The following is a 24,602-nucleotide window of genomic DNA, read 5'->3' as shown; positions in this document are numbered from 1 at the left end:
AGCTCTGCCCGTTTCATCCCCTCGTTTTATGCGCCCTGCGCTTTTTTTTGTACTAATTCGCGGTTAAGGGTCGAGCCGCCGCCGCTTTCCCGTTAAAATTCCGCCTTTGCACCTGCCCGCGAGTTCTGATGTCAGCCTTCACCCTCTCTTCGGATTGCCATGCCCTGCTCAGCGAGCTGCAACTGCAGCGCGCCGCCAGTACCCGCTATTTGCAGGAGACGCTGCACGCGCAGCACTCCCCCGGGTTGGCGCTGGCTGATCGGCTGAACCAGCTGCAGCAGCAAGGGCTGGTGCGGCTGCGCGGGGAGCAGCAGTGGAGCCTGACGGCGGAAGGAACCCTGGCCCTGATCCTGGCGGTACGGGCGGGGGAATGCCCCATGCCGGACTGGACCCGGGTCCCCTCGGTCACCGGCCAGGAGCTGGCGCAGGCCCTGGTGCGTGAACTCTGCCTGGGGGAGGCGGGTCAGATCCCGGCCTATTACCAGAGCGCGGAGCTCTTGAGCCTGCTGGACTTGCCCGATGCTCACCGCCTGCTGCCGGGCTCAAGCCCCGAGTGGCAAGGGCTGCTGCTCGAGCATTTCGCCCTGCAGACCCTGCTCGACGCCGAGCCCGAGGACGGTTGGCCGCTGGCGCGCGTCACGGCGGCCTGTGCCCCTGCGCTGGCGGGCCGGGTCGAGACGCTGGCTGCGGAGTGGAGCTGGCTCTGTGGCGCGCCGGACGGCGAGGTAACCACTTACTGGCCGGCTCTGCAGCAGCTGGCCGAGCGGGGGGGAGATCAACCCCTAGCCGAACGGCTGCTCAGCGCGCTGGGGCAGTGGCAGGCGCCGGCGGCGCAAGAGCCCTGGCCCCGGCTGTTCAGCGCCCTGCTCTGGCTGGGCTGGCTGCAACAGGCCGATCCCGTGCTCGCCAGCGAGCAGCGCAAGAAGTGGCAGCGCAGTCTGGGCAATCACTTCCCGCTGCTGAGCGATCTGCTGGGCCAGTGGGCCGGTGATCGCCACGGCCAGTCGGTCGGTCTGTTCGATACCCTGCAACTGCCGCTGGAGGAGCTCCATTGGGGCTATCTCTGGCTCGATCTCTGCGCCCTGGCGCGGCACGGCGAGCAGAGCCCCCAGGTGGCCATACTGCACAAGTGGGATCTCTCCCATGTGCTGGAGGCGAGCCCGCGTCACCGCCTGATGGCCTTCTGCCAGGATCTGCTGCGGCTCTTACTGGGCATGGGGGCGCAGCACGCCCCGTTGCAGCGGCTGCGCGCCGCCGCTGAGGTCGACGCGGCCGATGAGCAGGATGACGAAGACAAGACGCCCGCCTCGGCCAGCTGGCTGAACTGGCTGCAGGGGCTGGGGCGCTCCAGCGGTGTGCGCAAGGCACAAGAGCGGCTGGTATGGCTGCTCCATGCGGATGGCCCCGAGCTGGAGTGCAAGATCCAGAAGCAGAGCACCAAGGGGGAGTGGACCGCCGGCCGCCGGGTCGATCCTGCCCTGCTCTCCACCCAGTATGCCGCTCTGCTCGACGAGGCGGACTGGGCGCTGGTGCGCACCCTGCCACGGGTGATGAGCAAGTTGCCGCGGGAGGCCTGGGCACCGCTCGCCGATCACCCCCGCCTGTTCAACGCCAAGGGGCAGAAGCTGCAACTGGCCATCAGCGCCCCCCTGCTGCAGATAGTGGCCACCGAGCAGGGCATGAGCGCCGTGCTGAGCCCGCTTGCCGCGGCGCGCGGGGCGCACATAGTGCCTCTGGCCCAGGACCTGTGGCAGCTCATCCTGACTCCGCAGGCGCTGCTGGACAGACTGCCCGCGCTCGAATCCATCCCCCTGTTGCCCGAGGCCGGACTGGCGGAGCTGCAACGGACCCTGGACGCCATCCCCGAGCTGCCGTGGCACAGCCAGGTGGCGGGGCTGCAGGGCAATGCCGAACTCGCCCCCTGGCCCGGGGTGCCCTCGGTCCAGCTGGATTGGCAGGATGGCCAGCTGGTGGTCCAGCTGGTGACCCGGCAGGGGGAGCTGCCGCCGTTGCCGCTCGGCAAGGGGGAGGCCATAGTGCGGCAGGGAGTCAGGGATTATCACTACTGGCAGCGGGATCTCGCCGCCGAGAAGGGCGAGGCCCAGTTGCTGCGCAACCAGCTGCCCATCGGGCTGCCAGGCAACGAATGGAAGCTGGAGGGTGAGCAGGCGCTGACCCTGGTCAACTCGCTGCCCGAGCTGGTGGAGGCCGGAGTGGTCATTCACTGGCATCAGGACAGCGCCCGCCTCAAGAGCCTCGACGAGGCGGCCCTCAGCCTGCGCATCGAGCGGCGCCAGGACTGGTTCCAGATTGAAGGGGCCCTGGCGCTGGACGAGCACCAGATCCTCGACCTGCGCCTCATCCTGCGCCAGCTGACCCCGGGTCAGCGCACCGTCCAGCTCGACGAGAAGACCAGCCTGATGCTGAGCGACAAGCTGGTGGAGCGACTCACCATGCTGGGCGCCATGCTGGACGCCGATCAGCGCATCAACAACAAGCTGGCCTATCCGCTGGCCCGCCTGCTGTCGGCGGTGACCACCGCAGGGGATGATGCCTGGCAGTCGTTGCAGCAGGAGTGGCAGCAGGAGGTGGACTGCGCCCCCGAGCTGCTGACGGCGCTGCGGGACTATCAGAAGGACGGGGTGCGCTGGATGGCGACCCTGGCCCACCATGGCTTCGGTGCCTGTCTGGCCGATGACATGGGCCTTGGCAAGACGCTGCAGGCGCTGGTCGTGCTGCGCATGCGCCAGCATCTCGGCCCGGCGCTGGTGGTGGTGCCCAAGTCAGTGGTCACCAACTGGCAGGAGGAGGTGGCCCGCTTCGCCCCCGAGCTGGAGGTGGTGGTGTTCGAGCAGCCCTCCGAGCGAGAAGGGCTGATCCGCGATGCCAGGGCCGGCCAGATCATCCTGGTCAACTACGGCATGCTCGGTAGCCTGGCGCAGGCACTCAAGTCCCGCCGCTGGGCGAGCATGGTGCTGGACGAGGCCCAGCAGATCAAGAATGCCGGCACCCAGCGCGCCAAGCTGCTGTTCCAGCTCGAGGGGGATTTTCGTCTGGCCCTCTCCGGCACCCCCATCGAAAACCACCTGGGGGAGCTGTGGAGCCTGTTCACCTTCATCAACCCGGGTCTGCTCGGCAGCCTCGGCGAGTTCAAGCGCCGCTTCGGCAAGGCGGTGAAGGATCCCCAGCACATGGCGTTGCTGCGGGCGGTGATCAGCCCCTTCATCCTGCGCCGCCTCAAGCAGCAGGTGCTGACCGAGCTGCCGGACAAGACCGAGATCATCCATCACATCAGCCTCTCCCCCGAGGAGCGCCAGCTCTACGAGGCGACCCGGCGCGAGGTGGTGCAGCAGGTGCAGAGCGCCGATGGCCGTGCCCTGATGCACGTGCTGAGCGGCCTGACTCGGTTGCGCCGGCTCTGCTGCTCCCCCAAGCTGGTGATGCCGGAGTGGAGTCAGACCAGCAGCAAGCTGGACGAGGCCATGGGGCTGCTCGAGGAGGCCATCGACGGCGGTCATCGGGTGCTGGTGTTCAGCCAGTTCGTCGATCTGCTGAGCCTGCTGCGGGCCCGCATCGAGCAGAAGCAGTGGGACTACTGCTATCTGGACGGCGGCTGTTCCGCCAAGTCCCGCCAGGAGTCCATCCTGCGTTTTCGTCACGAACCTGTCCCGCTGTTCCTCATCAGCCTCAAGGCCGGCGGCACCGGTCTGAACCTGACCCAGGCAGATACCGTGCTGCACCTGGATCCCTGGTGGAACCCGGCGGTGGAGGATCAGGCGAGCGATCGGGCCCACCGGATGGGGCAGACCCAGCCGGTGACCGTGTATCGGCTGGTGTGCGAGCAGACGGTGGAGGAGAAGATAGTAGCGCTGCACGACGAGAAACGGGCGCTGGCCGATGGCCTGCTCAGCGGTCAGTCCGAGGTTCGTGGCCTGGATGTGGAGAGCCTGCGCGCCCTGCTGATGAGCTGATAACGGCGGCGCTTGCCTGCGTGCGAGAGGGGGATGGTCCTGGTGATCATCCCCCTCGTCTTTTTTCAGTGCTTCAGGGCGCTCATTTCCAGCGTCAGGGCATCTCTGCAATATGTCTGGCTGAGGGAGCGGCTAGCCCTGATAGCGATAGAGGTGCAGTCGCTCTATGATGGCCTCGCCGCCTATCTTGCGATCCCGCCGCGCCTGGCGCAGCTTGGGCGGGTAGTGGCCGAGGTGGGTGACGCTGGGCGGGGTGTCCGAGCAGAGCAGCAGCGGCAGGCTCGCCTTGAGCTGCTGCTTGCGCGGCTCCCTGTCCTGCCAGAGCAGGTTGATCATGGGGTGGGTCTTGACCGGCCGCCGGATCCGCAGCTCGGCATCGGCGGGCAGACGGCGAATGTCATACACCTCCTGATCCACCATCTTGCTCCACTCCTCGTTGTTGGAGAGCGCCGGGATATAGCGGCGGCTGCGCTCCAGCATCTCGAGCACCTGCTCGCAGCTGAGGCGACTGATGCTCTGCTTGTCGGCCCAGGTGAACCCCAGCGAGTGCAGCTCCCCCTCCAGCAGGGTCAGCTTGCGGTAGACCTGCAGGGTGATGACCCCGGGCAACGCCTGGTGTACCAGCTCGAACTTCTCGTCCCGTCCCCCCGCCTGCTGCACCAGGGCCTTGAAGGCGAGCTTGTGGGCGTTGATCTCATCGAGCAGCGGGCGCAGCAGGCTGGCGCTGGCGGCGGGGAAGCGCAGCCAGCCGGGCAGTCGGTGGGTCGCCTTGGTAGAGCAGCCGGGGCGGGCGCTGTGATCCTGATAGGCGGCAATCGCGGCGGCCAGCGCCTCGTCGCCCCCCAGATAACCGACCTCTATTTGGGCGATGGGATCGTGCTCCTCCCCCTGCGGCACGGCGGGGAGGGGATAGACGTGGCCCTCTTGCAGCGGGAGTCGACTCAACTGCTGAGCCAGGCGGGCCAGCGCCGCTTCGAGGGCCTCCATCTGTTGACGCAGGGCGGCGGTCGGGGTAAAGGTGTCCATCGGCTTATCCTGTGATCGCATCCGATCCGGCGCTCGCAATGAGGCCGACGGGATACATGGCTAAACTACTGTATAAATAACCATACCAGCATGCCGAAAGCGCGCCAAGTGTCTCCTGTTATGAGGATTCGGTGCGGCCTGAAAATGGTTGCCATTTGAGAGTGTATATTTTGTATCTGTCTGTTAAATAAGGATCAATAAAAGATCTCTTGATTAACAACTGGATGTGAATGCCCAGTGACAGCGTCCGCCCCGAAATACCTGGGCTGCATAGCTACTGCTGGAAACTGCATAGTTAGAAGTAGCGCATGCAGGAGAATATGCTGCCCGGTCGTGCAGGGAAATGAGACCACAAATTAATCATTTAGAATCAATCGGTTATGTCTTGGTGGTTGGCCATATCAACCATTAGTTTTACTCATGCGTTGTATCAAAATTCGTCAATTGAGCCACCCCCTCCGCCTGACTAAGCTTTGCGCATCAAATCCGAGCCTTGCGCAGAACTAGAGAGAGGAGCCATATCATGGCCAACATGACGTATACCGAAGCCGGTTATCAGCATTCCAGCCAATCGAATCTGGCTGCTCGCGTGAAAACGACCGTAGTGACCTGGCTGGAACGCAGCCGCAGCCGCCGCCAGCTCTCCGAGCTGCCCGCCTATCTGCTCAAAGACATCGGCCTGAACGAAGCCGACCGCTATCAAGAGACCACCAAGCCGTTCTGGCGTGGTTGATCAGCCGGGCATGGATGCCTCGTTTTTCCGCTGATCTCGTACTCCGCCTTCCCCGGCACCCCGCTTGCCGATGTGGCGCCTTGCCACCCAGCCCCATGCAGCGTTTTTTCCCCTTGCAGTCTCAGCCCTGAAATATTCCTCATCTGTTCCCCGTGCCATTCGACTTGTCACCAGCTGTCGCCATCTTTGTATCCTTACTGTTTGAATTTGTTTAAAAATCGATTTTAAGCCTGCCCGCCTTGGGTATAATCCGGCCATAGCATTCCAGACAAGAGGGTGAGACGGATGATTCCCCAGCATGACTTTTTGGCCCTGACCCGCCGCCACGAATGGCAGCTTGATCCCTTTGCATTCGATCTGCCGGATGGCTCCCGGGTGAGCGTGTGGGACACCGGCGTGCTCTGTCTGGAGCCCGCCAATGGGGCGGGGGGACGCAAGGACATAGTGCTCTCCTGCGGCATCCACGGTAACGAGACAGCCCCCATCGAGATCTGCAACCAGCTGCTGACCCGGCTGCTCAGCGGGGAGCTCAGGGCTCGCCACCGGGTGCTGTTCCTGTTTGGCAATCCGGCGGCCATGAACCTGGGGCTGCGGGAGGTGGAGGAGAACATGAACCGGCTCTTCTCTGGCGCGCATTCTGGCACAGGCGGCAAGGGGGGGGGGTTGTGCAACAGGGAGCGGATCCGCGCCATGGGGCTGGAACAACATGTGAGCCGCTTCTTCGCCGATCCCGCCAGGCCCCGCTATCACTACGATCTGCACACCGCCATCCGCGGCTCGCGTCACGAGAAGTTTGCGGTCTATCCCTTCCCCCACGAGCGGCCGCATTGCAAGGAGCAGGTGCAGTTCCTCGGCGCCTGCGGGGTGCGCACCATACTGCTCTCCAGCGGCCCGACCACCACCTTCAGCTATTACAGCTCGCACCAGCATGGGGCCCATGCCTTCACGGTGGAGCTCGGCAAGGTGCGTCCGTTCGGGGAGAACGACATGACCCGCTTCATCGAGGCGCGTCAGGCGTTGCAGGAGCTGGTGACCCAAGAAGAAGTGGTGCTCGAGCCCTGGCGGGCGGATGACTTCACCATCTTTGCCATCGATCGGGTGATCAACAAGCGCTCGGCGCAGTTTCGTTTCCTGTTCGCCAGCGATGTGGACAATTTCACCGAGTTTCCCCAGGGATTTGTGCTGGCAGAAGACGGCGATCTGCAATACAGGGTAGAGAAACCGCGGGAGGCGGTGGTGTTCCCCAATGCCAGCGTGGCCATCGGTCAGCGCACCATGCTGCTGGTGGTGCCGACCCGCCTGTGGGAGTGATCTGAGCCTACCTCTGCACGCCGAACCTGCGCCCCTGGCGGCTGGTGGCGGCTATCGGATTATGGCAGTGATCCCGAACTCAGCATGACAGGGAGCCCGAAAGGGCTCCCTTCTTCGTTTCCGCTCGCCGAAAATCTTATCTTCTTTCTGAAATTAAAGAAGTTTCTACTGGTCTTACCTGGTTAAATCCCATTGCCCTTTGCTTAACATGTTGTTTACATTTCAGGTGTCACCTCATGGTGGTGACGTTGACAACGGCAAGGAGCCAGTTATGACCCATGTCGACATCCCTTTCCTTCGCTACCTCGATGAGGAAGGGCGCCCGGTCGAGACACTACCGACCTGGCTGGACAAGGCGACCCTGCACACCTTCTACCGCAACATGGTGATGGTGCGCAGCTACGACAAGAAAGCGATTGCACTGCAGCGAACCGGCAAGCTCGGCACCTTTCCCTCCCACCTGGGGGCAGAGGCGGTCGGGATTGGGGTCGGTCTCGCCATGCAGCCTCAGGATGTCTATGTGCCCTACTACCGGGACATGCCCACCCTCTATGTGCGGGGCGTGCCCATGGAGCAGAACCTGCAGTATTGGGGTGGGGATGAACGGGGCAGCGTCTTCTACAAGGCCGATGGCGAACTGTCGGAAGACTTGCCCATCTGCGTCCCTATCGCCACCCAGATCACCCACGCCGCCGGCATCGCGGCTGCCTTCAAGCTGCGCAACCAGCCCCGCGTCGCCGTGGTCACCATAGGCGACGGCGGCACCTCCAAGGGAGACTTCCTGGAGGGGCTCAACTGCGCCGGCGTCTGGCATCTGCCCATGGTGATGGTCATCAACAACAACCAGTGGGCCATCTCGGTACCGCGCAAGTTGCAGTCGAGCGCCCCCACTCTGGCTCAGAAGGGGATAGGGGCCGGGGTGCGCAGCATTCAGGTCGACGGCAACGACGTGGTGGCCGTCTATGAGGCGACCCGCGCCGCCGTCGAGCGGGCGCGTGCCGGCAAGGGGCCGACTCTGATCGAGGCCATCAGCTACCGGCTCGGGGATCACACCACCGCCGATGATGCGACCCGCTACCGCGATGCCGCCGAGGTGGAAGCCGCCTGGGCCAAGGAGCCGGTCAAGCGGTTGCGCCAGTTCATGGCCGCGCAGGGCTGGTGGGACGAGCATCAGGAGCAGGCGCTGCTGGCGGAGGCCAGCCGGGAGGTTGAGCGAGCCGTCGCCGCCTACGAGAGCACGGTGCGGCAGGCGCCGGAAACCGTGCTCGATTACCAGTTTGCCGAGCTGCCCAAGGATTATCGGGCGCAGCGCCAGCGCATCATCGCCAAGGGCATGCAGCTGCACGGCGGGGAGACACACCATGAGTGACATCACACTGCTCGAAGCCATCAATCTGGCGTTGCACCATGAGATGGAGCGCGACCCCGACGTGGTGGTGCTGGGTGAGGATGTGGGGGTCAACGGCGGGGTGTTTCGCGCCACCGTGGGCCTGCGCGACAAGTTCGGTTTCAAGCGGGTGATCGACACCCCGCTGGCGGAGGGGCTGATCGCCGGGGTAGCGGTCGGCATGGCGACCCAGGGGCTCAAGCCGGTGGCCGAGTTCCAGTTCCAGGGCTTCATCTTCCCCGGCATGGAGCAGATCATCTGCCAGGCGGCACGGATGCGCAACCGCACCCGTGGTCGGCTCTCCTGTCCCATCGTCTACCGCTCGCCCTATGGCGCCGGTATCCACTCGCCGGAGCACCACAGCGAGAGCGTCGAGGCGCTGTTCGCCCATATTCCGGGCCTGCGGGTGGTCATTCCCTCCAGCCCGAGACGGGCATATGGCTTGTTGCTCTCGGCCATCCGTGACCCGGATCCGGTGATGTTCTTCGAGCCGGATCGCATCTATCGCTCCATGAAGTCGGACGTGGTGGATGACGGTGTCGGCCTGCCGCTGGATGTCTGCTTCACCCTGCGGCCCGGACGGGATCTCACCATAGTCGCCTGGGGTGCCTGCATCCAGGAGGTGATGCGGGCCGCCGCCCTGCTGGCGGAGCAGGACATCCAGTGCGAGGTGCTGGATCTCGCCACCATCAAGCCGCTGGACATGGAGAGCATTTTGGCCTCGGTACGCAAGACCGGTCGCCTGCTGGTGGTGCACGAGGCGTGCGGCAGCTTCGGGGTCGGTGCCGAAATAGTGGCGCGGGTCACCGAGGAGGCGCTTACCAGCCTCAAGGCGCCACCCAAGCGGCTCACCGGGGTGGATGCCGCCGTGCCCTACTATCGCAACGAAGAGTATTATCTCATCACCGAGCAGGATATTGCGGATGCGGCTCACCAGCTGATGGAGAAATGGTCATGAAATTTTTCAAATTACCGGATCTGGGCGAAGGATTGGCCGAGGCCGAGATCGTCGAATGGAAGGTGAGTGCCGGCGATACCGTGAGTGTCGATCAGGTGCTGCTGTCGGTGGAGACCGCCAAGGCGCTGGTGGATGTGCCCTCGCCGGTGGCGGGGGTGATCGCCCGACTCTGCGGCCAGGAGGGGGACATACTCCATATCGGCGCGCCGCTGGTGGAGTTTGAAGGGGGCGAAGACGATGGCACCGTGGTGGGCAAGGTCAGCGCCCATCAGCAACACATCGAGGATCACTTCGTGGTGGGGACCATGGCGCCCGGTGGCTCCCTGGTGCAGGCCATGCCGGCGGTGCGCTTGCTGGCGCAGAAGCTGGGGCTGGACATCGACAGGCTCAAGGGCAGCGGCCATGCCGGCATGGTGACCGAGCAGGACGTGCAGACCGCCTTCGAAGCGCTGCAGAGCAGCGGCAACGAGTTCCTCAAGGGTTCGCGCCGGGCCATGGCCAAGGCGATGGAGCTCTCCCACCAGACGGTGGTGCCGGTCAGCATCACCGACGAGGTGGACTTGCGCCACTGGCGGGCCGATGAGGACGTCACAGTGCGCCTCATCAAGGCCATCGGTGTGGCCTGTCGCGCCGAGCCCTCCATGAATGCCTGGTTTGACGGGGATACCCTCTCGAGGAGGCTGTTCAAGGAGGTCAATGTGGCCATCGCGGTTGACTCCAAACACGGGCTCTATGTGCCGGTGATGGAGAACGTGGCCGAGCGGGAGAGGGCGGATATCCGCCAGGGGCTGGACCGGATGATCGCCGACGTGAAGGCGCGAGCCGTGCCGCGGGAGATGTTGCAAGGGGCGACCATTACCCTCACCAACTTCGGCGCCATCGCGGGTCGCTACGCCAGTCCCATAGTCACGCCGCCACAGGTGGCCATCATAGGGGCGGGCAAGTTGTTTGAAAAAGTGGTCTTCATCCACGGGGAGGCACGGCCGGTTCGGGCACTGCCACTGTCGATGACTTTCGACCACCGCGCCTGCACCGGTGGCGAGGCGGCGCGCTTCCTCAAAGCCCTGGTTCAGGCACTGGAAGCGGCGGATGCGTAAGCGATTGCACCCTGCCCCTGGCGGGGTGCAAATTTGGTTGCGTAATCAACAAAGGCACGTATAATCTAAACCAGCTTGAAAGGGCATTAGTTATGTCAATGAGTATGATGTTTTGCATCTTTCCCTGTTGTTCATAAATTAATCCCATTTTTGAGCTTTACCCGCTGAAAAGCATTAAGTAATTATTTTGAATACAGGTTAAAGATATGTCTAACATGATCACCGGTACCGTTAAGTTTTTCAACGAAACCAAAGGTTTTGGCTTCATCCAGCAAGAAAACGGCCCGGACGTTTTCGTTCACTTCAGCGCTATCAGCGGTAACGGCTTCCGTACCCTGGCTGAAGGTCAGCGCGTACAGTTCTCCGTGACCCAAGGTCAGAAAGGCCCGCAGGCTGAGAACGTAACTGCTCTGTAATTCTTACAGAATTTAAGAAAGCCGTGGTACCTCTGGTGCCACGGCTTTTTGTTTTATGGCATATTCATACACCACATCTGCTTCTGATGATCATCATGCTCTCATCACTCTTGTTCGCCGTGACGCTATCCACTCTTGCCAAGCCCCCCGTGCCGGATCCTGTGGCAAGCGAGGCCGTGACCGTGTGCCAGCAATTCGTGCAGGTACGCCTAGGCAAGGCAGAGCTGCCCGAGGAGATCAGGGCACTGCCTGTGCCGAAACGGGCGGGGGAGTGGTTGATCGACGGCAAGATAAAAGGACCCGAAGGTCCTTTGCTGTTTGCTTGTCTGCTGCGGCAAGGGGAGCATTGGAAGTTGCTCAACTTCTCGCTCTGGGCGCCGCAGGAGGTCAACTCGGTTTGAGTGCCACCAGCAGGTGTTGGAGGTGCTCGAGCATGGTCATGCCGAAAGGAGTCAGATAGCCGCCATCGGTTGCGCTGATCAGGCCTTGCTGATGCAGACGCTCCGCCGCCAGGCACAGCTCGTCAGACATGTCGCTGCGTAACTTGATCCCCAGACTCATGTTGGCCGGATCAAAGCATGCCAGTATTTTCAGCTCATTCACAAAATCGTCAGAAACCTGGTCGATCCCACTCATGGATGCACTCCTTACGCTAAAGATGTATGCAAACTAGCATTCCCGGTTTTACTTTAGTGGGCGCTGGCTCAAACTATTGGGCTTTGTCCGGAGCGGTGCGGTGCGAATGCTGCTTTTTTGGCCTCAAGCCCGCGTCTGGCAGGCGTGATGGCTCAGGCCTCGGGTCGCCAAACATGGTAGGATAGTCCCACTTTTGTCTTTCTGGCCAGGTTGAACACCGGTCTTCCAGCTCAAGGCGTCTCTCATGATCACAGTCACTCTGGTCTCTCTGCTGCACTCCCTAGGTCCCCGCTTTCCGGTCTATGCCTCCTCCTTGCTGCTCCCCCTGCTCGATGAGCATCAGGGCGATCTCTGGCTGCCGGCCATCAAGGGGGGGGACATGACAGCCCTGCGTCAGCATGCCAAAGCCAAGAGTGCTCAGCTGCTGGCGCCGCTGGCGGCGGGGTGGTGTGACTTCGCGGCCGGCGAGGCGGGCGATACCCCCGAGCTCGATGGGCTGGCGAGTTACGATGAAGAGATGCTGGACAACCTGTTTATGTATTGGCACAGCCCGGCCAAGATCAACAGCCCGATCACCGATAACTTGTTCGAGCTGCGCCGTGGGGTGGTGGATGAAGCCCATGGCACCAAGCTGGCGGCCGCCTGGGAGCAGCAGCAGCAGGCCAGATTCGAGCAGATCATGCAGGGCGTGCAGGCCGGCCGCTCCCAGCTCTGCTTCGTGGAGGTGGAGTCTGCCTACTGGCTGCGCCAGCGTTTCACCGAAACCCCGGAGATCACCCTGATCACTCCGACCCTGGGTTGAACCATCCTGATGGCCGGCCGGTCGACCGCATGCTCATGCTGGACAAGCCGCCGGCAAGATGTGAACATGTCGCCCTTTATTGAATGAGAGACTTGACCGATGAGCTATGAACTTAGCGACACCGAGCGCAATGCAGCGCTGCAACTGAACGCCGACTACCGCTTCGATCACTTCATCAGCAAGCTGGTCGAGCACGAAGAGCTGTATGTCCTGACCGACGAACACGGCGTCATGATGCTGACCACCGAAGATGAAGACTGCATCCCGGTCTGGCCGCACCCGGAATACGCCAAGGCGTGGGCCGAAGGCGAGTGGGCCGACTGCAAGCCGCAATCCATCACCCTCAAGGTGTGGCTGGAGCGCTGGGTCGATGGCATGGAGCAGGACGAACTCTGCGTCGCCGTGTTCCCGACCCCGGATCAGGAAGGCATAGTGCTGGAGCCGGCCGACGTGGCCGACGCCATCGCCCAGAAACAGGCCAAGCGCGGCTAAGCCTCGCCGCTGGTGCTGTCACCATGAAAAGACCCCGCCTGTGCGGGGTCTTTTTGTTTGCGGCCAGGCTCAAGGCTGCCGATAGCGGGTGTCGATCAGGGTGACAGGGGGGAAGCGCTGCCCGCTCTTGATGGCGGCCAGCGTCTCTGCCTTCAGCTTCTCGTCAAGCCAGAACAGGCCGCCGAAGCTGTAACCCGAGTTGGCCCCATCGAGCGGCCAGTAGAGCACATCGCTCTGGGGCGTCGCCGGGATCTTGGGCAGGCGCACCCAGCGCCAGGCGCCGGCTCTGGTGTAGGGCACCTGATAGGCGGGCACGAAGCTGGCGAGCTCATAGAGCCGCTGCTGGATCTGGCGCGACAGCTCGGCCTTTCTGGCGAAGTCGAACGCCTTGTCATACTGCTCCACCAGGGCCGAGATGGCGTTGTCGTCGATGTTCATGATGTTGTTGGTCTGCGGCTTGTTGGCATTGATCTTGTGGAAGAACTCCCAATAGGCGGGGTAGCGGCTGCCGCTCCAGGCCATCCAGGCGCTCTGGTGTTTCTTCTCCAGCATGGACTTGAAGCCGGCGGAGGCATCCATCAGGTTCAGCTCCAGATTGAGACCCGCCTTCTTCGCCTCCTCCCGCAGCAGGGTCAGGCGCTGGGCATGCTCCGCCGTGGTGTAGGTGATGCTGAGGCTCAGCGGCTGCCCCTTGTCGTTTTGCAGGATGCCATCCGGCCCCGTGCTGGTGAAGCCCGCCTTGGCGAAGTACTCCCGTGCGAGCTTGGGATCGAAGGGGCGTGCCTTGATGTCGGTGTTGGTGAAGGCACCCTGGCCAGATCCATAGCTGTTGAGGCGCTGATAGTCACCGCGCAGCAGGGTCGCGATCATCTTGTCGATGGCCAGCGCATGCTGGATGCCGAGCCGCACATCGAGATCCTTGAGCAGCGGATCGGCGGTGTTGAGGTAGAGCCCCGTGGGCGATTGCGGTGTCCGGGTATAGAACCAGAGCCTCTCGATGTAACCCTTCTCGAATTCGGCGGTCTTGCTCTTGTCGTGCCACCAGCTGGGAATGGTCAGCGGGAAGCTGTCCAGCTCGCCGCGCAGGAAGTGCTGCCAGGCGATGTTCTGATCCCGCAGCACCTTGATCTCTATCCTGTCCGGGTTGAAGCGGTGCTGGAAGTAACGCTCGTCGTTGCCCCACCAATCCTTGACCCGCACGAAGCTGACGGACTTGCCCTTCTTCACCTGGTCGATCCGATAGGCGCCAGTGACCGGCAGCACCTTCCAGTTATATTCCTTGACCCAGTTGGCGGTGAGCGCGATGGCGTGGCTCGGCTCGGGGGCAAAGGGGAGCGAGTCGAGCAGATCCTCGCGGCTCTTCTCGCTGCCGCTGGTGATGGAGAAGGTCTTGTCGTCGAACTTGGTGACCTCCACTATCTGGGTCGAGTAGTAGTTGTTGTACCAGGGATCGTTGATCTCCTTGCTGCGCATCATCTTGAGGGTGAACAGCCAGTCGTCGGCGCTGACCGGCTGGCCGTCTGACCAGCGAGCCTTGGGGTTGATCCTGAAGTAGAGCGTCTTGTGATCGGCACCGAACGCCCACTGGTTGGCCAGCATGGGCATGGGCTTGCCGGTGAGGGGATGGGTGGCGAGCAGGGGCAGGGTGGTCTCCCTGATGTAACCGGCGAAGCCACCGTTGGAATCCGGCCCAAATTTACGCAAGGTGAGGGGGAAGCTGATCATGAAGTCGTGGAAGGTGCCGCCACGCCGGGCGGCCGGATCGGCGTAGACCGGATCGGTGTCGTTGCTCTCCCACGCGAGATCCGCCGGCAGGCTGGCACTCCAGCCGGCGGCGCTCCAGCAGAGGGTGAGGGCCATCGCCGTGGTGCGGAGCACGCGCGGTAACGGGTGGCTAGCCGATGATGAACTGTGCAGCATGTCCTTGCTCTCCTGAGGTTCGGCGTCCTGCCGGGATCAAACGATATCAGGCCCGCGAGGGCCTGTCTCAGAATGGGAACTTTCCCCGCATTGGTCAATGGGCGGCGTGACGACTCAGTGGTTGGGCTGTGCCTTGAACAGCCGCAGTCGTCCCCCCAGCAGGTGCACCACGAAGCCGAGCAGCACCAGCCCTGAGCCCAGCCATTGCAAGGGGGTGGGATGTTCATCGAGCAGGATGGCGGCGGTCACCATGCCGACGCAGGGCACCAGCAGGGATAGCGGCGCGACCTGGGCCACCGGGTAGCGCATCAGCAGGCGGCCCCAGAGGCCGTAGCCGAGCCAGGTGGCGATGAGCGACAGATAAAGCACGCACAGCAACCCCTGCCAGCTGAAGTGCTGCAGGCTGTCGACGATGCGCGCCTGCCCCTCGAACAGCCAGGAGAGGGCGAGGAACGGCAAGATGGGCACCAGGCCACCCCAGGCGATGAGGCTCGGCAGGGAGGTCTGGTAGCGCAGGCCGATCTGGCGGTTGATGACGTTGCCGAGCCCCCAGCAGGCGGAGGCGCACAGGGTCAAGACGAAGCCGAGCAGGGTCAGGTTGCCCTCGCCGTTGGCGGCGATCAGATAGAGGCCGCCCCCCGCCAGGGGCAGGGCGATCCAGTGATGGGTCTGCCAGCGCTCCCCCAGCCAGATCATGGCGAACAGCAGGGTGAACAGTACCTGGGATTGCAGCACCAGGGAGGCCATGCCCGCCGGCATGCCGAACTTCATGGCGCTGAACAGGAAGGCGAACTGCCCCAGGCTGATGGCGCCGCCATAGGCCAGCAGCCAGCGCCAGGGCATGGCGGGCCTGGGCACCAGCAGGATGGCGGGGAACACCACCCCGATGAAGCGCAGGGCCCCCAGCAGCAGCGGCGGTATGCCGTCCAGCCCCCACTTGATCACCACGAAGTTGAGCCCCCAGCAGAGGATGACCAGGGCGGCCAGACACTTGTCCTTGGTTTGCATGACTATTCCTTGTTGGATCAGGGAGGCGCTCGCCGGACGGGCCGGTGAGTCGACAGAGACTCGAGCATAACCTCTAAGGGGTGACCGGCGTCAAGCCGGCACGCTGCAATCAGGGCATCAGGCGGCGACGCAGTGCAGTGTCACGCCACGGGCCATGAGTGCCTCACGCATGGAGGCGGGCAGGGCATCGTCGGTGACCAGCACGCCGATCTGACCGGGTCTGCCGAGCTGGCTGGGATGGATGGCGCCAAACTTGCTGCTGTCGGTGATGACCACGTTGGTCACCCCCTTGGCCAGCACGCTGTTGACCACGTCGGCCCGCATCATGTCGCGGCCGGTGAAGCCCACCTCGGGATGAAAACCATCGACCCCGATGAAGGCCTTGGAGAAGTGCACCTGCTCGATGCAGAGCCGGGTGAGCGGCCCCACCACGCTCTCGCTCTGCTGCTGGTAGAGGCCGCCAAGCAGCACCACCGGGGTCTGGGTGTCCTTGAGCAGGTGGGCGATGAAGCTGCTGATGGTGATGATGGTGACCCGCTTGTTCAGGGCCAGGTGGCGGGCCAGCAGGGCGTTGGCGCTGCCTCCCTCGATAAACACCGTCTCGCCATCGTCCACCAGCTGGGCGGCCCGCTCGGCGAGACGCTCCTTGAGCAGGTAGTTGATGTTCATGCGGGCATCGGGATCATCGCTGTCCAGCGCCATGGCCGAGCCGTGCACCCGCTTGAGCAGCCCCTGTTTCTCCAGCGCGGTGAGGTCGTTGCGCACCGTGACCTCGGACACGCCGGTCTGTTCAGCCAGCTCGCTCACGCTCATCTTGCGAGCCTGATGGACCAGGGTGAGGATCTGTTGGCGGCGTAGGTTCATGGTGATGGCTCGATTCGAACGATGGAGAAGCATGGCGGCCAGCGCCGCCATGAGGCTAGCCGATCAGCGATGCTGCTCGGCGCGGCGATGATATCACCTCGCGCATCCGGCGATAAGGTGGCGCCGGCGCGCGAGTGGCAGGTCGCCGCTTGCACCTGCCATGCCCGTCAGAGGCTGTGTTCGGTACGGGCGATGATGTCATCTTGCGCATCCGGGGAGAGCGCGGTGAAGAAGATCGGGTAGATCGTCGCCACCCTCAGTTGCCTTCGGCACATCCGTCAGAGGCTGTGCTCGGTACGGGCGATGATGTCATCCTGCGCATCCGGGGAGAGCGCCGTGAAGAAGATCGGGTAGATCGTCGCCACCCTCAGTTGCCTTCGGCACATCCGTCAGAGGCTGTGCTCGGTACGGGCGATGATGTCATCTTGCGCATCCGGGGAGAGCGCCGTGAAGAAGATCAGGTAGATCGCCGCCACCCTCAGTTGCCTTTGGCACATCCGTCAGAGGCTGTGCTCGGTACGGGCGATGATGTCATCCTGCGCATCCGGGGAGAGCGCCGTGAAGAAGGCGGAGTAGCCCGCCACCCGCACCACCAGATCCCGGTATTGATCGGGCTGGGCCTTGGCCGCCAGCAGGGTCTCGCGCGAGACGATGTTGTACTGCACGTGCCAGCCCTTGTGCACCTCGAAGAAGGTGCGCAGCAGGCTCATCAGCTTGGCCTTGTCCTGCTCGTTCTCCAGGCTCGCCGGGCTCAGCTTCTGGTTGAGCAGCACCCCGCCGAGGATGGCGGCGGTGGGCAGCTTGCCCAGCGAATTGAACACGGCGGTGGGACCCAGGCGATCCGAACCCGAGGCCGGGCTGGCCCCTTCCGCCAGTGGGGTACGGGCGTGGCGGCCATCCGGGGTGGCCTGGGTGGCCGCCCCGAAGGGCACGTTGGCGGAGATGGAGGAGGTGCCGGCGTAGTAAGTGCCGCCGATGGGACCCCGGCCGAAGCGGGTGTTGTGCAGCCCCTTGAGCTCATCGATGTAGCTCTGGTAGGCGCGCACCAGCAGCAGATCCACCTCGTCCAGATCGTTGCCGTACTTGGGGGCCGCATGGGTGAGGCGCTGGCGCAACTGCTCCCCCGCCAGCCCGGCGAAGTCCTGCTCCAGTGCCTCGGCCAGCACCGCCTGATCGACGATGCCCTGCTCGAACACCAGTTTCTTCAGCGCCGCCAGGCTGTTGCCGAGGTTCGCTATCCCCACCTGCAGGCCGGAGACCCAGTCATAGACGGCGCCGCCCTGCTTGATGGTCTTGCCGCGCTCGATGCAGTCATCCACTAGCGTGCTGCAGAGGATGTCGTGGGCCTGTTCCTCCAGCACGCTGTCTACCACGCAGTCGATCTCGATGGACTTGCGGGTGAAGTAGCGCACCTGCTCGTCCCAGCGGGCCATCACCTCCTCGAAGGAGCCGAAGTTGCCTTGGCGCAGCGCCTGGGCCTGGGGCAGGAACACCTTGCCGGTAGTGGTATCGCGGCCACCATCCAGCGCCGCCAGCAGGATGCGGGCGAAGTTGATGAAGCTCATGCCGGTGCAGCGGTAGCCCCACTTGCCGGGCACCGCTGTCTCGATGCAGCCGATGGCGGCGTAGTGGTGGGCATCCTCCACGCTTACTCCGAGCTTGATGAACTCGGGGATCACCACCTCGTCGTTGTTGAAGGCGGGCATGCCAAAGCCGCAGCGGATCACCTGAATGCAGGCGTCGAGGAAATCCTCGCTCATGCCGGCGTGGTAGCGCACCGAGAGGTTGGGCTGGGTGGATCGCAGCTGGCCGCAGGACTCGAGGATGGCATGGGACAGACCGTTGACCGCGTCATGGGCCTGGCCATCGCGCCAGTTCTGGCCGCCTATGGTGACGTTCTGGTAGAGCGGGCTGCCGGCGGAGGCCTTGGAGTGGGTGCCGGAGCGGATCTTGTTCACCTCCAGCAATTTCAGCCAGCACGACTGCAGCAGCTCGATGGCGCGCTCGCGGGGCAGGGTCTCTGACAGCTCCACCTCGCGGCGATACCAAGGATAGAGGTACTGGTCCATCCGGCCGAAGGAGACGGAGTGGCCGTTGGACTCGATCTGCAGAATGAGCTGGATGAAGTAACAGAGCTGCAGCGCCTGCCAGAAGGTTTCCGGCGGCTGGTGGGCGATGCGGGCGCAGTTGGCGGCCATGATCCGCAACTCGTCGCGACGCTCTGTACGGGATTCACTCCCGGCCATCTCGCGGGCCAGGGTGGCGTAGCGCTCGATCTGATCGCTCACCGCATCGAGCGTGATGGCCACCGCCTGCAGGAACTGCTCGCGCCGCAGATCGGCCCAGTCGGCCAGATCGAGCCGGGCGCGTCGCTCGGCCACCCGCGCCTTGACCCCGGCCAGCCCCTTGGCGAGCAACTCCTCGAAGTTGACCGCGAGGTGGGCATCCCCCGAGGTCATGTTGCCCTCGGCCTTGATGATGCCACTCTCCAGCAGCGCCTTCTGCTCGTCGGTGAAGATGCCGAGGCAGCGATCCTGCACCGTCTGGCCGCGCCAGAAGGGGGTGAGGGCGTGAATGGCCGCCTTGTCGGCCTCGCTCACCGCAAAGCCGGCGCCGGGCCTGTCCGCCAGCTCGTCTATCTCCTTCTCAATCCAGCCCACCGTGTATTCGGGGAAGAGCGGGGCGCCGCGCACCTGGCTCGCCTGGTTACCGACGATCAGCTCGTCGTGCTTGATCCAGATGCTGCGCTCCTTGAGGTGGTGAGCCAGTGCCAGGGCGCGGCGCACCGGCAGCGGCCGGGCCAGGTGCGCCTGATAGGCTTGCGTGTAGTGGCGGGCGCGCTCGGTGCAGACCGGCGGCTGGACTATGTGGATCAGACTCTCCTTGTGGGCGCGGATCCGGGGGCTGAGGGTATTCAGGTCGAGCTGGGTCATGATCTTATCCTCGGGTGACAGGGGTCAGCCCCTGACGTTGGGCGTAGGCGTGGGCAAAGTGGAGCAGATCGGGGTCATCGAGGGGCTTGTCCGGCGCCAGGTAGGGCTGGTCCAGCAGGGCATATTTGCCCATCCCCAGGGTGTGATAGGGCAGGAAGTGGATCTCCCGGACGGTCGCCAGGCTGGCGGCGGTGTCGACTATGGCCGCGATGCTGTCGCTGTCGGCATTGAAGCCCGGAATGAGGGGCACCCGGATCTGCAGCGGGATGCCACGCTTGGCGAGGCGCCTGAGGTTGTCCAGCACCAGCGCCACCTTGCCACGAGTCCATTCGAAGAAGCGCGCCTGGTCGAGGTGCTTGAGATCGGCCAGCACCAGATCGAGATGGGGGAGGCTAGGTTCAATCTGCTGCCAGGGCACATGCAAGCAGCTCTCCACCGCGGTGTGCAGCCCTTCTGCCTTGCAGGCTCGCAAGAGATCGCGAGCGAGTTCGGGTTGCATGAAGGGTTCGCCCCCGGACAGCGTCACCCCACCGCCACTGCGCTCGAAGAAGGGGCGGTCTCGCAGTATGTCGCTCATCAGATCATCCAGGCTCTGCTCCTGGCCGCACACCCTGAGCGCCTCGCTCGGGCAGCATGTCCGCAAGGATGCCAGCTTGTCCCTGCCGAGCCGGCGGCGATCGATGCACAGGGCCTCGTCCTGGCGGCGGATGGCCGACGGGCAGGCGCGCTGACAGAGATCGCACCCCGCGAGGCAGAGCCTTGGATCGAACAGCAGATCCGGTGTGGGGGAGCGGCTCTCCGGGTTCTGGCACCAGCGACAGGCCAGGGAACAGCCCTTGAGGAATACCAGGGTTCGGATGCCGGGACCATCGTGGGTCGAGTAACGTTGCAGGTCGAAAATCATACCGTCTCCTTTTGATTGGTATGATAACAACCTTCATTCGTAAGTTGTTTTGATTTTGATCAACTAAGCGAAGGGCGCAACTTCGCTAGAATGGTGACAGTTTGAACAGCCTGTAGAGGAGTCAGATATGGAGCTTTATCTCGATACCGCCGATGTGGCGGCGGTGCGTCGCTGGTCCAGGATACTGCCGCTGGCCGGCGTCACCACCAACCCGTCCATCGCCGCCGCCGGGGGCTTGCCGCTAAGAGAATTGCTGCCGGCCTTGCGCGAGGTGCTGGGGCCCAAGGCGCGGCTGTTTGCCCAGGTGATGGCCAAGAGCGAGACCGAGATGGTGCGCGAGGCGTTCGCCCTGCGTGAGCTGGACCCGGATCTGGTGATCAAGATCCCGGTCTGCGCAGAGGGGTTGGCGGCCATCAAGAGCCTGACCGCCAACGGCGTGCCGACCCTGGGTACCGCCGTCTACACCCCGCTGCAGGGGTGGCTGGCGGCCCAGGCGGGCGCCGAATATGTGGCCCCCTATGTCAACCGGCTGGATGCCCAGGGCGGTGACGGCATCGCCACGGTGCGGGAGTTGCAGCAACTGCTGGCGCTGCACGCACCCGGCAGCAAGGTGCTGGCGGCCTCCTTCCGCACCCCGCGCCAGGCGCTGGACTGCCTGCTGGCGGGTTGCCAGTCCATCACCCTGCCGCTCGACGTGGCCGAGCAGATGCTGAGCGTGCCAGCGGTAGATGCGGCGCTCGCGAAGTTCGATCAGGATTGGCAACGGGCGTTCGCCTGAGGTCCACGACAGGCGTGAGTGAGGATCGAGGCGGGGCAGGAGGGTGGACTAAGCTAGTAGGAGAGCGCCCGATTTGATGGGCGGGTACCGATGGCTGACTGGAGGTGTCCCATGAGCGACCATACCCTGCTGCCCCATGGTGAGGATCTGCGCCGCGCCGTACGCTGGCTCAGCGAACACCATGAACACGACATCCGGGCCATCGAAGAGGCCTGCGTCCGTTTCGATCTCTCTCCGCTGGACGAGGAGTTCCTCCTCCGCTATTGCCGCGAGCAGGCACCGGAGTCTCAGATCCGCTAGACGAAGTGGGCGAGGTCGATCCCGTATTCCTTGGGATCCACCGTGCTCTCTATGCTCTCCTGGCCCCCGTTTCTGGCGAGATCCAGCCACTGCACCTCGAGGTAGTGACGCTGGGTGGCGTGGTAGATCACCTTCACCACCGGTTTGAGCGGCTCCTTCGCATTGCGCTGCATGACGATGGCCAGCCGCTGGTTTGAAAGTTGCACCAGGGTGCCGACCGGGTAGACCCCCATGCACTTGATGAAGCGGGTCACCAGCGCCCGATCGAAGTGGTGATCGGCCCCCTTGAGCAGGATCCGGAATGCCTGGGTCGGCTGCATCCCCTGCTTGTAGACCCGGTCCGCCGTCACCGCATCATAGACATCGACGATGCCGCTCATGCGGGTGTAGAGGGAGAGCTGCTCCCCCTTCAGGTGGCGGGGATAGCCGCTGCCATCGAGCCGCTCATGGTGATTGGCGGCCACCTCCAGCATGGTGGGGGTGATGCCGGCCGTCGCGAGCAGGATCTCGGCGCTGTGCACCACGTGCTGGCGCATCACGCCAAACTCCTCGTCCGTCAGCTTGCCCGGCTTGTTGAGCACCTCGTCCGGCGTCATGATCTTGCCCACGTCGTGCAGCAGGCCCCCCAGGGTCAGCTCCTTGAGCACGTCGCGCTCCAGCCCCAGGTAGCGGCCGAAGTTGGCCAGCAGTATGGCCACGTTCATGGAGTGCTCCATCAGGTAGGCATCCTTGGCCCGGATCCGGGCCAGGCAGAGCATGGCGTCGCCGTGGCTGAACATGGTGTCCACCATCTCCTCGGCGACCGTCGCGAGCGGTGTGATGTCGATGGGTTCTCCCGCCTTGAGCTGGCGAATGAACTTGCCTTGCAGCTCGCGGGCCTCCTGGTAGAGGCGGCGGATCTTGAGTTCGCGGCCTTCACCGCTGGCGCTGCCACTCGGGCGTGGGGAGGAGGGGGGAATCGGTTCGGGGGCGATGATCTGCTCGATGCCCGCCAGCTTGCTGCGGGAGAGATCCAGCCGCACCGTGATGACGCCACGCCGCACCAGGGATTCGATCTGCTTGCGGTTCGTGACCAGCCCCATCTGGGCTATTTCCATGGCGCCGGTCTGGCTGGTGATGGCGATCACATACATGCCGGGTTGCAGCTGGCTGACGGGGATGACGGGATGAGGCGTGCTCGACTTCATACGGCTTCCTGACATTATTATTATGGGTAACCTGGGTCCTCGGCCTGCAGTCTACCATCGGCCAACGGTCCCGTCATGGCGACATGCGACCACCCAGCCCGCTTAGTGCTGGCGTTGTCGGGCTCGGCCTATATAATGACGCCCCTTTCATGATGGACTCTGAGGTTGTGCATGCGGCTCGATAAGTTTCTTTGCGATTGTTCCGATTTGACCCGTTCCCAGGCGGGCAGGCTGATCCGTCAGGGTGAGGTGATGGTGGACGGGATCCTGGTCAAGCAGCCCGCGTTCCACATCAATGAGCAGAGCCAGGTGGAGTTCGATGGGGTCATGCTCACCCTGGATCAGCGCAATCGCTACTTCATGCTGCACAAACCGGAAGGCTACGTCTGCTCCAACGAGGATCCGGACCACGCCACCGTCTTCCAGTTGCTGGATGAACCGGCCATGGGCAAGCTGCACGTGGTGGGCCGGCTCGATCTCGATACCACCGGCCTGGTGCTGATCACCGATGACGGCCAGTGGTCCCACCGCATCACCTCGCCCCGCCACGAGTGCGCCAAGACCTACCATGTCTGGCTGGCCGATCCCGTGAGTTCGGACGCCATCTCGCTGTTTGCCGACGGGGTATTCCTGCGCAACGAGGACGACAAGACCCGCCCCGCCCAGTTGGAGCTGCTGGGTGAGTGCGAGGCGCGGCTGACCATCCATGAGGGCAAGTATCACCAGGTGAAGCGGATGTTTGCCGCCATCGGCAACAAGGTGGTCCGGCTGCATCGGGAGCGGATCGGGGTGCTGAGCCTGGACGAAGAGTTGGCACCGGGTGAATACCGTGAGCTGACCGAGGACGAGATCGCCCAGTTCTGAAGGGCGTTAGTCGGCATCTGCTAGGCGTTGAACCTGGCCGGATGCCGATCTGCGCGCCGCTCACCGCCAGCCTCTTAGAGACTGGCGTGAGGATCGTTAGGGGCCGCTGATGCCCAGCACCAGGGCCGTGCCCAGGGTGGCCAGCAGGGCGCCGGCCCAGGCCGCGAGGGCGGGACGCTGGCCCGAATGCCACCACAGCAGGGGCAGCAGTATGACCGGGGTGGTGGAGGAGAGGATCGCCACCATGCCCACCTCACCCTGACGCAGGGCGACCAGGATCAGCGTCATCCCCAGGGCCATCGCCAGGAAGCCGTTGATGCCTATCATCCCCAGCACCCGCCGGTTGATGGGGTTGTGCGGCAGGGCGAGCGGCACCCGCAGCACCCGCAGCACGCAGTGCGCCAGCAGGGCACTGCCCATGCGGATGCCGGAGGCACTCACCGCATCCACCTCGCCGCTCATCATCACGGGTTTGGCGATGATGGCGCCGAGGCTCTGACACAGGGCCGCGGTCAGACCCAGGGCGATGCCGACGGCGAGGTGGCCGCGCACCTGTTCCCATTCGTTGTGTTGCTGGTTGCCGCGCCGTCCGAACAGGATGGCGAGCATGACGCCGGCCAGCACCAGCAGTGCCCCCAGCAGACGCCAGCCGCCGAGTCGTTCACCGAACAGCCAGAGCCCAAGCAGGGCGGAGAAGAGCGCGTGGCAGGAGAACAGCAGGCCACTGCGGCGCGGTCCCAACCGGTTCATGCAGGCGAACAGGGCGGTATCGCCGATGAAGATGCCGATGAGCCCCGACAGGGCCAGCAGGGGCAGGGCGCTCTCGGTGAGGGTCTGCCAGCCGCCTGTGGCCAGGCTGGCGCTCCCCAGCATCAGGCTGACCAGGAACATCCGCCAGCGACTGTAGGCAAAGGCCCCCAGATGGCGGGCCGGTTTGACCGAAATCAGGGCGGCGATCGCCCATAAACTGGCCGCTGCCAGCGCCAGCCACTCGTAGCCCATAAAGATCCCTGAA

General features: G+C 63.9%; 22 protein-coding genes. 13 read left to right on the top strand and 9 right to left on the bottom strand.

Annotation, left to right across the window (positions count from 1 at the left end; genetic code table 11):
* The first annotated feature begins 128 nt into the window (after positions 1–128).
* The gene (locus tag KW825_RS04065) at positions 129–3,971 is read left to right on the top strand and encodes a DEAD/DEAH box helicase (RefSeq protein WP_218328315.1); all 3,843 of its coding nucleotides are present in this window, start codon (positions 129–131) and stop codon (positions 3,969–3,971) included.
* Positions 3,972–4,103: 132 nt separating this feature from the next.
* Here KW825_RS04065 and KW825_RS04060 read toward each other — a convergent pair whose 3' ends face one another.
* A complete protein-coding gene (locus KW825_RS04060; RefSeq protein ID WP_218328314.1) occupies positions 4,104–4,997 on the bottom strand; it encodes a DNA replication terminus site-binding protein in 894 nt (297 codons plus the stop codon).
* Positions 4,998–5,520: 523 nt separating this feature from the next.
* Here KW825_RS04060 and KW825_RS04055 point away from each other — a divergent pair.
* From KW825_RS04055 to KW825_RS04025, 7 genes are all read left to right on the top strand, one after another.
* Positions 5,521–5,730: a DUF1127 domain-containing protein gene (locus KW825_RS04055; protein ID WP_042654918.1), complete on the top strand. Its 210-nt coding sequence runs from the start codon at positions 5,521–5,523 to the stop codon at positions 5,728–5,730.
* Between the two features lie 285 nt (positions 5,731–6,015).
* Positions 6,016–7,041 (top strand): succinylglutamate desuccinylase, encoded by a 1,026-nt coding sequence (gene astE / locus KW825_RS04050; RefSeq protein WP_218328313.1) that lies wholly within the window; start codon positions 6,016–6,018, stop codon positions 7,039–7,041.
* A 271-nt stretch (positions 7,042–7,312) separates the two neighbouring features.
* Positions 7,313–8,410 carry a pyruvate dehydrogenase (acetyl-transferring) E1 component subunit alpha gene (pdhA, locus tag KW825_RS04045; protein ID WP_218328312.1) on the top strand — a complete coding sequence of 366 codons (1,098 nt, stop codon included), beginning with the start codon at positions 7,313–7,315 and terminating at the stop codon, positions 8,408–8,410.
* Positions 8,403–9,386, top strand: a complete 984-nt coding sequence (locus KW825_RS04040) for an alpha-ketoacid dehydrogenase subunit beta (protein WP_218291964.1) — start codon at positions 8,403–8,405, stop codon at positions 9,384–9,386. Before pdhA ends, KW825_RS04040 begins: the two co-directional genes overlap by 8 nt.
* The gene (locus KW825_RS04035) at positions 9,383–10,483 is read left to right on the top strand and encodes a dihydrolipoamide acetyltransferase family protein (RefSeq protein ID WP_218328311.1); all 1,101 of its coding nucleotides are present in this window, start codon (positions 9,383–9,385) and stop codon (positions 10,481–10,483) included. Before KW825_RS04040 ends, KW825_RS04035 begins: the two co-directional genes overlap by 4 nt.
* 206 nt (positions 10,484–10,689) lie before the next feature.
* Entirely contained in the window at positions 10,690–10,899 is a 210-nt protein-coding gene (locus KW825_RS04030) for a cold-shock protein (protein ID WP_005331438.1), read from the top strand.
* Between the two features lie 86 nt (positions 10,900–10,985).
* Positions 10,986–11,300: a hypothetical protein gene (locus KW825_RS04025; RefSeq protein WP_218328516.1), complete on the top strand. Its 315-nt coding sequence runs from the start codon at positions 10,986–10,988 to the stop codon at positions 11,298–11,300.
* Here KW825_RS04025 and KW825_RS04020 read toward each other — a convergent pair.
* Positions 11,287–11,535 (bottom strand): TIGR02647 family protein, encoded by a 249-nt coding sequence (locus KW825_RS04020; protein WP_042654913.1) that lies wholly within the window; start codon positions 11,533–11,535, stop codon positions 11,287–11,289. The genes KW825_RS04025 and KW825_RS04020 overlap by 14 nt on opposite strands.
* Positions 11,536–11,779: 244 nt before the next feature.
* On the opposite strand from KW825_RS04020, the gene KW825_RS04015 reads away from it, so the two are divergent.
* Both KW825_RS04015 and KW825_RS04010 read left to right on the top strand, forming a co-directional pair.
* Complete coding sequence (locus KW825_RS04015; protein WP_218328310.1) at positions 11,780–12,337, top strand: hypothetical protein; 558 nt, start codon at positions 11,780–11,782, stop codon at positions 12,335–12,337.
* A gap of 99 nt (positions 12,338–12,436) precedes the next feature.
* Positions 12,437–12,829 carry a DUF2750 domain-containing protein gene (locus KW825_RS04010; protein WP_042654911.1) on the top strand — a complete coding sequence of 131 codons (393 nt, stop codon included), beginning with the start codon at positions 12,437–12,439 and terminating at the stop codon, positions 12,827–12,829.
* A 69-nt stretch (positions 12,830–12,898) separates the two neighbouring features.
* Here KW825_RS04010 and KW825_RS04005 read toward each other — a convergent pair whose 3' ends face one another.
* The 5 genes from KW825_RS04005 to KW825_RS03985 form a co-directional block, all read right to left on the bottom strand.
* The gene (locus KW825_RS04005) at positions 12,899–14,749 is read right to left on the bottom strand and encodes an extracellular solute-binding protein (RefSeq protein ID WP_218328309.1); all 1,851 of its coding nucleotides are present in this window, start codon (positions 14,747–14,749) and stop codon (positions 12,899–12,901) included.
* A 114-nt stretch (positions 14,750–14,863) separates the two neighbouring features.
* Complete coding sequence (locus KW825_RS04000) at positions 14,864–15,757, bottom strand: EamA family transporter (protein ID WP_218328308.1); 894 nt, start codon at positions 15,755–15,757, stop codon at positions 14,864–14,866.
* 117 nt (positions 15,758–15,874) lie between these two features.
* Positions 15,875–16,621 (bottom strand): DNA-binding transcriptional regulator YciT, encoded by a 747-nt coding sequence (locus KW825_RS03995; RefSeq protein ID WP_218328307.1) that lies wholly within the window; start codon positions 16,619–16,621, stop codon positions 15,875–15,877.
* Between the two features lie 500 nt (positions 16,622–17,121).
* Entirely contained in the window at positions 17,122–19,554 is a 2,433-nt protein-coding gene (locus KW825_RS03990; protein ID WP_218328306.1) for a formate C-acetyltransferase/glycerol dehydratase family glycyl radical enzyme, read from the bottom strand.
* Between the two features lie 4 nt (positions 19,555–19,558).
* Positions 19,559–20,458, bottom strand: a complete 900-nt coding sequence (locus tag KW825_RS03985) for a glycyl-radical enzyme activating protein (protein WP_218328305.1) — start codon at positions 20,456–20,458, stop codon at positions 19,559–19,561.
* 127 nt (positions 20,459–20,585) lie between these two features.
* On the opposite strand from KW825_RS03985, the gene fsa reads away from it, so the two are divergent.
* Entirely contained in the window at positions 20,586–21,236 is a 651-nt protein-coding gene (gene fsa / locus KW825_RS03980) for a fructose-6-phosphate aldolase (protein WP_042654906.1), read from the top strand.
* 111 nt (positions 21,237–21,347) lie between these two features.
* Positions 21,348–21,536, top strand: coding sequence for a hypothetical protein (locus KW825_RS03975; protein ID WP_042654905.1), 189 nt, complete (start codon positions 21,348–21,350; stop codon positions 21,534–21,536).
* On the opposite strand, the gene KW825_RS03970 is transcribed toward KW825_RS03975, so the two are convergent.
* Entirely contained in the window at positions 21,533–22,723 is a 1,191-nt protein-coding gene (locus KW825_RS03970; RefSeq protein WP_218328304.1) for an HD-GYP domain-containing protein, read from the bottom strand. The genes KW825_RS03975 and KW825_RS03970 overlap by 4 nt on opposite strands.
* A gap of 171 nt (positions 22,724–22,894) precedes the next feature.
* Between KW825_RS03970 and rsuA the strand changes: the two genes are divergently transcribed.
* The gene (gene rsuA / locus KW825_RS03965; protein ID WP_218328303.1) at positions 22,895–23,587 is read left to right on the top strand and encodes a 16S rRNA pseudouridine(516) synthase RsuA; all 693 of its coding nucleotides are present in this window, start codon (positions 22,895–22,897) and stop codon (positions 23,585–23,587) included.
* Positions 23,588–23,683: 96 nt separating this feature from the next.
* On the opposite strand, the gene KW825_RS03960 is transcribed toward rsuA, so the two are convergent.
* On the bottom strand, positions 23,684–24,589 hold the full coding sequence (locus KW825_RS03960; protein WP_218328302.1) for a DMT family transporter: 906 nt from the start codon (positions 24,587–24,589) through the stop codon (positions 23,684–23,686).
* Positions 24,590–24,602 lie beyond the last annotated feature (13 nt).

This window comes from Aeromonas sp. sif2433, assembly GCF_019218705.1.
GTDB lineage: Bacteria > Pseudomonadota > Gammaproteobacteria > Enterobacterales > Aeromonadaceae > Aeromonas > Aeromonas encheleia.
The sequence above is the reverse complement of the archived record's forward strand: the minus strand, read 5'-3'. Positions and strand labels throughout refer to the sequence as shown.